Genomic DNA, 12,187 nt, shown 5'->3' with positions numbered 1-12,187 from the left:
ATTTTTTAAATCATTTTAATCCTTTAATCTGTGGCTATAAAAACTTTGCGACTTTGCGTCTTTAAGCGATTCAAATTTCCAGTATTTCAATTACGTATAATTATTTTCAGTTTTTGGGCGTGTTTCGCCGCGGCGAACCGGGCTTTCGGCTTTATCTTTTGTTCCGTTCCACTTCACAAAAGGATATCGCCTCTATCCCTCACGCGTCTCGTTTCATAATGGCGTTTATGTTATTACAATATTATTTACCGTCACAATATTTAAGTCCCAGCGGGACGGCATGTTTATAGAAACCAGCGGGACAACATATTTATAGAAATAATAAAACACGTTTTCATAAACCCCATCGGGGTGACATATTTTGTAATGTATTTACAGCCTAAATATCGCTCCGCTGGAGCTTTGATTCAACAATTCAATATTAAGCTATAAACATATTGCTCCTCTGGAGCCTTTAATTAAATTCAAAAAAATCCGCAAAATCTGCAAAATCTGCGAGAGAAAAATTTTGCGTCAAATTTTTTATAGCCACAGATTAAAGGATTCAATTGATTAAAAAATCTATTTAAATCTGCTTAAATCTGCAAAATCTGCGTGAAACAAAAACTTTGCGACTTCGCTCCCGATAGCTATCGGGATTGCGAGATTAAAACAATCCCAACCTTAAATTAATAGCTTTATTTCTTTTTCAATATTAACCCGTGCCTTCTCTTCATATAATTTCCTGAATTCACCCGTCTGAAAAATAAATTCATTCTCCAGAAAATGTTTCAACGCTTTTGCTCTTCCGGGTTTGTAGAGGAAATCAGGATAAATGCGGTATTCTTTTCTAATCTGTTCAAAATAGATTTTATAATTGTCCCAATCTCTCGCAAGAATCTTCAAATCAAAATCAATCAGCCAGTTAATATCTTCTATTTTATTATGCTGATGCAATTGCGTGGCACAAATCATATCAAAAACCAATGCCGAATTCAAAGTAGTTTCTTTCGGAAGAATCTTAACCGCATATTCAGCGCTTTTTAGTTCGTTGTCTTTTTTAGAAGCCGAATAAATAACATCATGATAAAAGATCGAATACATAACTTCATTCGGAAATTGAAGCTGATCAAAATACTTTTCATAACACGCAATCATATCTTGTATATGCGTCAGATTATGATAATGTCTTGATTTTTTGGAATAAGCCTTTTCTAAATCAAGCCAGTTTTTCTGAATTTCATTTGCTGAAAAGCCAATATTCGAGAGTAATTCAAAATAGATTTTCTGCAAATTCATATTGTTTTATATTTAAGTCTGATGTAACACGCTAAATGAGAGTGATATCTATAGAGAATTATATTTCGAATTGAGATAGCTCCATCGGAGCGATATATTTATAGCTAATTCAGATTGTTGGGCATTGAGCTCCAGCGGAGCGTAATATTTATAGCAATTTATCATAAGAGGATCAAACGCTCCAACAGAGCGACACTTCGGCTTTATGTTTAATCAATATATGTCACCCCGCTGGGGTTCTTGAAATGTTTCTAGAAAAATAACTATAAATATTTTGTCCCTCTGGGACTTTATTGGTTTGTAAAATTTAAAATAAAAACTATAAATGTGCCGTCATTATGAGACTTATGCGATTTCGCTAAATCAATATTTACTCAAATATAGAATTCTTTTTTTACTGCGCAAAATAATTGCGTAGTACTATTGAAATCTTTGTAATGTCAAAACGAAACAACATTGATTGTTTAATTTTAAAAACCAGAAATTATGAAATTCAATTTTTTAGCAAAAGAGAAAAACAATATAGTTAATTACGAAAAGGCACCGGCTTTTTCATTAACATCAGAATATGAATTGTATGCAGCAGTTGTAACAACAAGTTTAAATGCTTCATTTTATGAAAAAGATACTGCACGTTTAGATCGAATAAAAGATTTGATCAATAAATGCGATCCGGTTTTTGTAGCTAAGTTGGCGATTTATGCACGAAATGAAATGCACATGCGCTCAGTTCCATTAGTTTTAATCGTAGAATTGGCCAAAATATATTCAGGCGATTCCTTAATCAGTAAAATGATTGTGAAAGTTATACAACGTGCTGATGAAATAACAGAATTATTGGCCTATTACCAAATGGCAAACGAGCGAAACGATATCAAAAAATTGAATCGTTTGTCTAAGCAAATACAAAAAGGTTTGGCAACTTCTTTCAACAAATTCGATGAATATCAATTTGCAAAATACAACCGTGATGGTGTGGTAAAATTGAAAGATGCTTTGTTTTTGGTGCATCCAAAAGCAAAAGACGAAGCGCAGCAAATATTGTTCAATAAGATAGCGAATAACACTTTAGAAACGCCTTATACCTGGGAAACTGAATTGTCACAATTAGGTCAGGTGAAGTTTTTTAACGAAGCAGAAAAACAAAAAGCATTCACCCAAAAATGGGAAGAATTGATCGATAGTAACAAAATAGGCTATATGGCTTTGTTGCGTAATTTGCGAAACATATTAGAAGCGAATGTTTCTGGTTTTCATATCGCAAAAGTGAGTGATTATCTTTCAAATGAAAAAGCCGTTTTGAATTCAAAACAATTGCCATTCCGATTTTTGGCTGCTTATCGCGAATTGAAAGCCTTGAATTATAAATATACTACAATGCTTTTAGATGCTTTGGAAGATGCCGTTATGATGAGCGCACAAAATATAAAAGGTTTTGATATCAACACAGCTGTTGTAATTGCTTGCGACGTTTCGGGTTCGATGCAAAAGAATATCTCACCAAAAAGTAAAGTCATGCTTTACGATATCGGTTTGATGTTGGGTATGTTGATGCAAAATCGTTGTAAAAATGTGGTAAGCGGTATGTTTGGTGACCGATGGAAAATAATCAATATGCCAAAGCGAGCGATATTAGCAAATGTAAACGAATATTACAAGCGAGAAGGTGAAGTAGGTTACGCAACAAATGGTTATTTGGTTTTAGAAGATTTGATAAGCCGAAAAGAAATCGTTGATAAAGTAATGTTGTTTACCGATGTTCAAATGTGGAACAATGCTTACACCAAAGATAGTTTTGCCAATTCCTGGAACCGATACAAAAAGATCGCTCCAAATGCAAAATTGTATTTATTTGATTTGGCTGGTTACGGTCAGGTACCAATAAATGTCGAGAAAAACGATGTTTATTTGATAGCAGGCTGGTCTGATAAAGTGTTTGATGTATTGAATGCTTTAGATGATAAAAACAGCGCTTTGAATTACATTAACAGAATAGAATTGTAAAAAAAGAATCTACTGCGCAAAATAATTGCGCAGTAGTATTTGAATCTTTGCAATAGAAAAGTTCATTGAAAATTAAAAGTAAAAAAAACAAGTACCGTAAAAAAGAGCTCCTTCGTGTCGTGGGTTCAATTCCCATCAATTTTATTATCAAAGATAGAATTGTAGCTCAGTGGTTAGAGCAGAAAATATATCTTTTTGAATATTGTCTTGTTTTAAAATAAAAAAAGAATGTCGTAAATAAGGGTTACTTCGTCTCAAATTTGGGGAGGAATAGCGAAGTTGTAAAATCAGCAAGGCTATCCAGTTCGACTCTGGCAAGACAAGCCCCGTTTCTCTTATTGCTTTTTACTTCTTTTTAAAACTGAAAAATGTCGTGTGTCAGAGCTACTTCGTAAAGGATTCAAAATACTCTGGCCAATTATCACTTTTTCAAATTTATAAGATGCCGTATATAAGTATTACTTCGTTGGTAGATTTAATTAGGTTCGAATCCTAAAGGTTACTTATAAAATATTGCTCTTAAAAAAAAAGAGTGTCGTCAGGAAATGGTTCCTTCATTCCAAAGAAAATTAAACCATTCCTAAACATTACCTCTTTTAAAATTATTAAATAAAAAACTATCAAAAAAAAGAAATAATGAGTACACAAATCAACGGATTTGAATTAATGGAATTAGGATTCCCGGAAGGAAAAATAATCGGAATCGCATTAAAAATAAACAGTAAAAGACACGGGTTAAAACGCGATGAAATGATAACCAATTTCAAAAGCGTTTTGGAAACACCAGAAAATTATACAGACGATGCTATTTTTAGCAAACTTGCTATTGCCTTAATCGAAAAAGCAAATGAAAAACCAGAAGATTTCATCACTTTAAATCAAAATCCAAACACATATTCGGCTTACGGATTAGAACATATCGAAGATGGAGCCAGAAAACAAATGGAAGTGGCCATGAAATTGCCGGTTACGGTTGCCGGAGCTTTAATGCCAGATGCGCATCAGGGTTATGGATTGCCTATTGGCGGCGTTTTAGCTACCAAAAATGCGATTATTCCGTATGGAGTTGGAGTTGATATTGGTTGTAGAATGGCGTTGTCGGTTTACGATATTCCGGAAGATTTTTACTTTGAAAACGAAGCCAAATTCAAAAGAGAATTAGTGGCACATTCTAAGTTTGGTGCAGGTCATGGTTTTCAGGGACAATACAAATCAGATCACGCGATTTTAGAAAATAACGCTTTCAATATGAATCCGTTTGTGAAGAATTTGAAAGATAAAGCCTGGTCGCAATTGGGCTCTTCTGGTGGAGGAAATCACTTTGTGGAATTCGGAATCATGGAATTTGCCAAAGATGATGCTGTTTTAAATATCCCAAAAGGGAAATATGTCGCTTTGTTAACGCATTCGGGTTCGCGTGGAATGGGCGCAACTATTGCCGGACATTATACCAAAATGGCCAAAGAGGTTTGTAAACTTCCGGAAGTAGCAAAAAACTTAGCGTATTTGGATATGAATTCGCAATTGGGTCAGGAATATTGGATGGCGATGAATCTGGCGGGAGATTACGCTTCGGCTTGTCATGAAATTATCCATAACAAAATGGAGAAAGCGTTAGGAGCAACGATTTTAGCCAAAGTAGAAAACCATCATAATTTCGCCTGGAAAGAAACCTGGAATGGAGAAGAAGTAATTGTGCACAGAAAAGGGGCAACCCCAGCCGGAAAAGGCGTTATGGGAATCATTCCGGGAAGTATGACCGCACCGGGGTTTTTAGTGAGAGGAAAAGGCGAGGAGAACGCGATCAATTCGGCGTCACACGGAGCGGGAAGACAAATGAGCAGAACTCAGGCGATTAAAAATATTACTAAAACCGAAATGCAGTCCATCCTAAAAGACCACGGCGTAACGCTTATTGGTGCAGGTTTAGACGAAGCGCCAATGGCCTATAAAGACATCAATCAGGTTATGGAAGCACAACAGGATTTAGTAGATGTTGTAGCAAAGTTTACCCCAAAAATGGTCAGAATGGCTGATGACGGGAGTAGAGAGGACTAAAAAAGAGGCAAGAAGCAAGAAGCAAGAAGCAAGAGGCAAGAAACAAGAAGTAAGAAGCAAGAAGTAAGAAGCAAGAAAATAGACTTTCCTCATTTTATGTCAGAAAAGACAAACATCGCTTAAAAAACTTTGTGTCTTAGTGTCTTCGTGGCAGAAAGAAAACTTAGTGTCTTCGTGGCATAAAGAAAACTTTGCGCCTTAGTGCCTTCGTGGCATTAAAATACTTTAATTTGCCGAAAAAAAACTGAATGAAATTTATACAGCAGCGAACCATAATCCTAAAGTCCTTTATTGCCGCATTAGCCATATTAGTAATTAAAAATTTTGTGTTCAAAAAACTTTCCCTTTACGGACAGGATTTTCACGATTTGATAGAATTATCCGATATCACGATTATTTTTACCGGAGCCTTTTTTGTATTTGGATTATTATTGGCCGCAACCATGACCGATTTTAAAGAAAGTGAAAAAATCCCGGGCGAAGTGGCCTCTAATCTCGAAGCGATCAAAGACTGGATTTATCTGGCTTTCAAGGCGCCAAGAACAGGAACTTCTGATTTGTGCAAGGAAGAATTAGACAGCACTTTTTTACGCGATCAAATGATTGCCATTACCGATGGTATTATTGCATGGATTTATTCCCACGGAAAAGATTCTACGGTTATTTTTCCCTTAATTCGAAAATCGAATGAGATAGCCTATTATTTTGCTGAAAGAGGTGTCGATAAAGAAGCTATAAAAGGCATACAGGAAAATACGAATGCGATGCGAAAACAGCTTACCCGTGCCTATTCGATTTCGAGAAACAACTTCATCAAACCGGCTTATACCTTGCTGCAAAGTATTTTGTTTATCGTAATGTCGCTTTTACTGATAACCAAATTCAAAAGCCCTTCAGCCGATTATTTGGTAACTTCTGCGATTACGTTTTTGTTTTGCTATTTGTATTTATTAATTAGCGGTTTAGACGATCCTTTTGATATTCTCAACGGAGATACCAATGTCGATTTGAAACCTATCGATCGATTTAAACAACGATTGTGTTCGGATTTTTTGGTTGGAAAAAAAGGAACTTCTTTTGATGAACTCATTTAGAGAAGGGAAGAAACTAAGTTTGTGAAAGAATTTATTTATGTTCTTTAAATCAGGTGTTTTTACTGACGTTAAAGGCTTTTTGTTTAATTACTTTTGAAGAATTCATGAAAGAAAAATGGCAATGATTAAATTACAAATATGAAGAAAAATAAACCTAATGAAATTATAAGTCTAGAAAAGCAACTTAATATTGTAATTTCTGAATATTCTAATTCAAGCTTCAGAAATAAAAATTACTTTTTACTTGATGTAGATGGTAAAATTGTCTCCTTGAATTTAGTTCATAATAAAATTTCGAATATATCTTTTTTAGATAATTTCCCTTTTTTATTATCTCTCAACTTAAGTTATAATCAAATTTTAGATATTTCATGCGTTCAAAATTTACAAAATTTAGAAAGTCTTAATTTAAGTGGTAATCAAATTTCTGATATTTATTGTTTGGGAGGATTAACAAATTTAAGAACTTTAATACTAAATGGTAATTCTATCTATGATGCTTCTTGTCTTGCTAATTTAATATACCTGAATAATTTAAATTTAAGTGAAAATCAAATTTCAGAACTCGAGTTTCTTTGTGAATTAACAGAGTTGATAGATCTAAAATTAAATTATAATATAATTCACAATCTTTCTTTTTTAGATAATTTAATTGGATTGAAATCTTTGCATCTAAATAATAATAATATTTCTAATATTTTTGTACTTGAAGATTTAAAAGAATTAAGTTTTTTAGATCTATCCAATAATGAGATTACTGATATTTCACACTTAGAAGGACTAAAAGAATTAACAAGTTTATATCTAAATAAAAACGAAATTTCTAATATATCTTCTTTGCAAAATTTATTAAAATTAAAAAATTTATTTCTGCAAGGCAATCGAATTTCTGATATAACGCATCTTGAAAATTTGATTAATTTAGAACTTTTACAATTAGAGAATAATAATATAGAAGATTTATCTTCTCTAAAAAATCTGCTAAAAATCTCTAATTTAGATTTAAGTAATAACAAAATTTCGAAAATCTCAACATTAGAAAATCTTATAAATCTTACAGATTTAAATTTGTCCAGAAATGAAAACATTTCGGATATTAATATTCTTAAAGGATTAAAAGAAATTTCTTTTTTAGATTTGAGCAATAACAAAAAAATATCTGATTTTTCTATCATTAAGAATTTAAAAAAAATTAACAGATTATTCTTAAGCAATGTTATAATTTTAGATTACTCTTTTCTTGAAAAACTAAATATCAAAACCTTATTTCTGGGTAGTAATAATATTGTAGACATTTCATTTTTAAAAAAAATGAAAAGTATTGTTACCCTATACTTGAATTATAATAATATTTCAAATATAGATGCGTTAAAAGATCTAATTGAAATCAATTCGTTATATCTAAGCGGTAATGATATTAAAGATATTTCGGTACTTAAAGAACTTAACTCTTTAAAAATTTTAGAAATAGAAAGTAATCAAATTTCAGAAATTGAGCAGTTCGAGTTTATTTATAATTTACCTTCATTAAACATAAAAACCTCTTATAATCCTTGTTTTAAAATTAATGGGATACGTTTAGAAGAAAAAAGCAATCATTATGATACAATTTTGAATGCTTTAAAAAAAATTAACGAGTCAAAAAAATTGTATAGGTTACCAGCTAAGGTTCTATTTTTAGGAAATACAGAAAGTGGAAAATCTACCTTATTAGATTATATTTTACAAAATAAGGAACCAAGAATAATAAAAAATAATCTTCACAGCACTCATATTGTACAAATTGAAACATTACCCAAACACCTTAGAAAAAATGCAATACCAAAAGCAGTTTTTTATGATTTTGGAGGACAAGATTACTACCATGGTTTGTATAAAGCCTTTTTAAGTAATGATTCAATTAATATTCTTTTATGGAATGAAAATTACGATAAGAATCAAATTAGAAGGGATAGAAATTTACAATTAACAAGAGACTATAATCGAGATTATTGGTTGAATCAGTTAAAATTTCAATACGACAGAGGAAAAAAAAATATAGATGTTTTAAAATTAGAAAAAAACGAGCCAATTTTATTAGTACAAACCCATGCTGATAAAGAAAATCATAAACGTCTTGCTTACAAAGGTGATTGTGAAATTTTTAATATTAAAAATGAGTTCTTTATAGCTCTTAATCAATTTTCAATTGAAAATTCTGTTACCCATAATATTGGGTTACGTTATTTAGAGGAGACTTTAAATGAGCTAATTAACCAAAAACAAATTGAAAAAAGGGAGCCAATCTGGTTTAAGGAGTTTTTAAATTATATTTTAAGAACAAGTACTCCAAATTATATTTTATTGTCTGAATTGGCAAATGAATATAAAAGGGATAGCGATAAAGAGAATTTGTTATTACCAGAAGTTTTAAGGGAATTGGCTCAAACAGGTTTAGTTCTATATTACAAAGATGATATTGATTTGAAGGATATTGTTTGGCTTGATCCTTCAAAAACAATTCAATACATTCATGATAGTATATTGTCTAAAGATAATATCATAGAAAAGAAAGGTATTGTTGAAAGAAGTGTCTTAGATGGATTTGCTGATGAAAGAATAGTTAAATTATTAATAAACCAGAAAGTTATATTTTTTGATGAATTTGATGATCAATATATCATACCAGGTTATTTATGTCTGACAGAAGAAGATGATAGAATATATGAGCTACTGACTTTTGATTTTATTGAGCCAAATTTTATAATGAAATTTGAATATTTTATTCCATTTGGATTAATTAATCAGTTAATATGTCATTATGGGAAAAATATGCATAAAAAATATTATTGGAGAGATCAGCTTTTATTTACAAAGGATAATTGTAAAATATTAATTAAACTTGATTTTAATAATTTAGAAATATCAGTTTCAATAAAATCAAAAAAGAGTAATAGTCGATTAAATAAATTGGAACAAGAAATATTTAGAGATATTTTAAATTTATATTGGGACAAAATACCTTTTGAGGGTAAACGAAATGATCTAAAAAGAGACAATATAAAAATTGAGGATATTAATATTGAAAATTTAATTGGAGGTGAGCTGGAAGTTAGTATTTCTCATGAAGATATTAAAGTTGAAAATTTAGTCCAAGATGCATCAGTAAGTAATGCTATTGAGGCTAACAATTATCCACTTGTTAGCCCAGATGATTTATATATTTCAACAGACAATAAATTTTTTGTAAAACATAAAGATTTACAAAATGAAGATAAAACGTTTAGTAAAATAATCTCTTTTGGTTTATCAATAAAAAAAGAAGTACAAAATGATAAAGAGATTGAAATTAGAAGACTTAATAAGAATTTAGTTGTTGAAAAAAGTACTGGCTTATTTAAGAATTTTACAAGTAATAAAAATACTGAAAAAATGAAAAAAATATTTATTAGTTATTCTAAATTTGATGATGATTACAAACGAGAATTTGTAAAACATCTTATTACATTAAAAGATGAAAATTTAATAGATCCATTTAATTGTGATGAAATAGATTTAGGCGATGACTCTCATGAGGTTATTCAACGTAAACTAGCAGAATGTGATTACATGGTTGCCTTGGTAAGTGTTGATTTATTAAATACTAAATATATTAGAGATTTTGAGGTTGATAAAGCGGAAGAATTAGGAAAAAAAATAATTCCTATTATTATAAAACCATGTGACTGGGAAACAAGTAAATTAGGGAAGCATCATGCTAGTCTGAGAGGAACTAATATTTCTTTGGATAAAAAATTATATTTAGACGGAGATATTAAGGAAGTATCAAAAATAGAAAGAGCAGCATTTTGGACAGCAATAATTAAAGAGTTTAGAGAAAAATTATTTAAATAGTATTAAAGAATCATCCAATAAAAAACAAAAAATGCGCAAAATCACTTTTGCGCATTTTGTATATAAATCCCATATAAGAATATTATTTCCCTTTCAACAATTTCTCTAAATACTCAACCTTTTCTTTTTCAGCCAAAACCAAACGTTCATAAAGTTCCACAACTTTATCAAGAGGATTGAATGTGCAATTGAAAACGACAATCGAAATTAAGAAGCAATCACATTCTCAACAGGCTTCAACCCACTAAAATCATCATCCTTCCTTTTCACAAACCTCAAATAAATAAAATACTCTACAAAAGGAATAAGCAAAAACAACAAGAAAAAAAGCAATTCATGTTTCAGGATTTCATTAAAAATAAGATCCAGTCCGGATTGTAATTTGCGTCCTATTTCAGATTGTATGGAGTTTTCGATTCTTTGCGGTTCTATTTGATCTAGTTTTTGTAAAAGCGTTTTGAATTTAGCGTAATCAATATCTTTTACGTTTTTCATGTCGGCTTTGTCGTCAACGACTTTCATAAAACCATACACGCAAGCGCTGTACACTTCCGACTCGTATTTTTGAAGCAAATACGATGTCGACGAATTCTTGAAATTATCTACAGTTTGTAAACCGCTATTGTTTTGTTTGATATAAAGGGCCAATGCCTGGGTCAAAGATTTGCTGACATCTTCTGAAGAATTAGAAAGCAATTGAAGCGAATGCAGAAAATCTTTTTTCTCCTTTTCAGATGAAAAAGTTGTTCCGATTGTTTTCGAATAAATATTGGCGGTTATGTTTTTGTTTTCTGATTTCAAAACAGATTTTCCTCCATACAAAAGGCCAATCATAGCAAAGAAATAAAGGAAAACAATCATAAAATACGGAATCCAGAGTTTGGCAATCCAATTGTAATATTTCCGGTCACGACTGAAAATGTTTTTCCCGTACAAAAAGACGTTGAAAACGATTCCAAGAATAAGCCCCAGAATAACAAATAAAACAAACCAGAATATAAACCAACCAATATTGGGTAAAATAAATTGTTTCGAAAATTCCCAAACTTCAGACCAAACAATACTGTCAATATATTCTTTCATAGGTTTCATTAAAGCGAGATAAAAATAATGAAAAGTAGCTTTCAAAATGAAAATATGTTGAAATCAACAGTAATTTTTTTGTGTTAATTTTAACATTTATAGGAGGAAAAGTTATATTAAATCGAAAAATGATTTATATTTGTCTAAGAATTAAAAATAAAAAACATTCATATGAACCTGTCAGCCATAAAAGTTAGCGATCGTTTAGCGGGATTTTCTCCGGCTAATGATTCAGGATGTCATATGTATTTAATGAATTAGAAATGTATTGTAGTTTCAAACTCAAAAATAAATAGATAAAGCGTCCTCATTGGGACGCTTTTTTTGTTTTAAGGCAGGTTTGTGTCCGGGACTTCGGAATCGGCTTCAATAAGTACGAAAAGAAAATGAAAGAAAAATAATATATAACTAAAAACGATTAAAAAATAAATTGACCAAATGTTTTATGAGTAAACAAAATAGCGAATTATAACTTGGAAAGTAATCTGATTGAGAAACAGTGAATTGATAAAAAAGAGTTCTGCACTAGCATGCGGACAGGAATTTCTTTGCTTTAATTTTGGGTATAAATAATTGATAATCAGCAAAATGATGTTAAAAAATATTTGGATAATTGATTTTTTCGACTTTATCTTTGCCAGACAAATCAGAACAAAAGATTTAAACAACACAATGATTTTAATATATAATACATATAAAATGAATTTTAAAACTAACAGCAGTAAAGCCAAATCTTTAGACGCCATTTCGGGTCTGGAATGGATTAACATATCGGTGCATCACTATAGGCATAGGAT

General features: G+C 30.9%; 6 protein-coding genes and 1 pseudogene. 4 read left to right on the top strand and 3 right to left on the bottom strand.

Translation table 11 applies throughout. The annotated features are described in order from the left end of the window. Positions 1 to 663: 663 nt before the first annotated feature. Positions 664 to 1,278 (bottom strand): HD domain-containing protein, encoded by a 615-nt coding sequence (locus tag BUA98_RS11610; RefSeq protein ID WP_072972671.1) that lies wholly within the window; start codon positions 1,276 to 1,278, stop codon positions 664 to 666. 486 nt (positions 1,279 to 1,764) lie between these two features. Between BUA98_RS11610 and BUA98_RS11605 the strand changes: the two genes are divergently transcribed. The 4 genes from BUA98_RS11605 to BUA98_RS11590 all read left to right on the top strand — a co-directional run bounded on the left by BUA98_RS11605 (position 1,765) and on the right by BUA98_RS11590 (position 10,307). Next, positions 1,765 to 3,282: a TROVE domain-containing protein gene (locus BUA98_RS11605; RefSeq protein ID WP_072972670.1), complete on the top strand. Its 1,518-nt coding sequence runs from the start codon at positions 1,765 to 1,767 to the stop codon at positions 3,280 to 3,282. Between the two features lie 636 nt (positions 3,283 to 3,918). Continuing rightward, positions 3,919 to 5,340 carry an RtcB family protein gene (locus tag BUA98_RS11600; protein ID WP_072972669.1) on the top strand — a complete coding sequence of 474 codons (1,422 nt, stop codon included), beginning with the start codon at positions 3,919 to 3,921 and terminating at the stop codon, positions 5,338 to 5,340. 248 nt (positions 5,341 to 5,588) lie between these two features. Next, entirely contained in the window at positions 5,589 to 6,434 is an 846-nt protein-coding gene (locus BUA98_RS11595) for a hypothetical protein (RefSeq protein WP_072972668.1), read from the top strand. A gap of 138 nt (positions 6,435 to 6,572) precedes the next feature. Then, positions 6,573 to 10,307 (top strand): leucine-rich repeat domain-containing protein, encoded by a 3,735-nt coding sequence (locus tag BUA98_RS11590; RefSeq protein WP_072972667.1) that lies wholly within the window; start codon positions 6,573 to 6,575, stop codon positions 10,305 to 10,307. Positions 10,308 to 10,389: 82 nt separating this feature from the next. Here BUA98_RS11590 and BUA98_RS22520 read toward each other — a convergent pair. Both BUA98_RS22520 and BUA98_RS11580 read right to left on the bottom strand, forming a co-directional pair. Then, positions 10,390 to 10,497, bottom strand: a pseudogene (locus BUA98_RS22520) (transcriptional regulator); the annotation flags it as partial. A gap of 17 nt (positions 10,498 to 10,514) precedes the next feature. Continuing rightward, the gene (locus tag BUA98_RS11580) at positions 10,515 to 11,390 is read right to left on the bottom strand and encodes a chloride channel protein (RefSeq protein ID WP_159433463.1); all 876 of its coding nucleotides are present in this window, start codon (positions 11,388 to 11,390) and stop codon (positions 10,515 to 10,517) included. Between the last annotated feature and the right edge of the window lie 797 nt (positions 11,391 to 12,187).

This window comes from Flavobacterium saccharophilum (genome assembly GCF_900142735.1).
In the GTDB taxonomy this organism is placed as follows: Bacteria; Bacteroidota; Bacteroidia; order Flavobacteriales; family Flavobacteriaceae; genus Flavobacterium; species Flavobacterium saccharophilum.
Note: the sequence above shows the minus strand (reverse complement) of the source record. Positions and strands in the feature narration are given on the sequence as shown.

Coding starts and splice junctions, on each gene's coding strand:
- BUA98_RS11610 (WP_072972671.1), bottom strand. CDS start 1,278: ATGAATTTGCAGAAAATCTATTTTGAATTACTCTCGAATATTGGCTTT.
- BUA98_RS11605 (WP_072972670.1), top strand. CDS start 1,765: ATGAAATTCAATTTTTTAGCAAAAGAGAAAAACAATATAGTTAATTAC.
- BUA98_RS11600 (WP_072972669.1), top strand. CDS start 3,919: ATGAGTACACAAATCAACGGATTTGAATTAATGGAATTAGGATTCCCG.
- BUA98_RS11595 (WP_072972668.1), top strand. CDS start 5,589: ATGAAATTTATACAGCAGCGAACCATAATCCTAAAGTCCTTTATTGCC.
- BUA98_RS11590 (WP_072972667.1), top strand. CDS start 6,573: ATGAAGAAAAATAAACCTAATGAAATTATAAGTCTAGAAAAGCAACTT.
- BUA98_RS11580 (WP_159433463.1), bottom strand. CDS start 11,390: ATGAAAGAATATATTGACAGTATTGTTTGGTCTGAAGTTTGGGAATTT.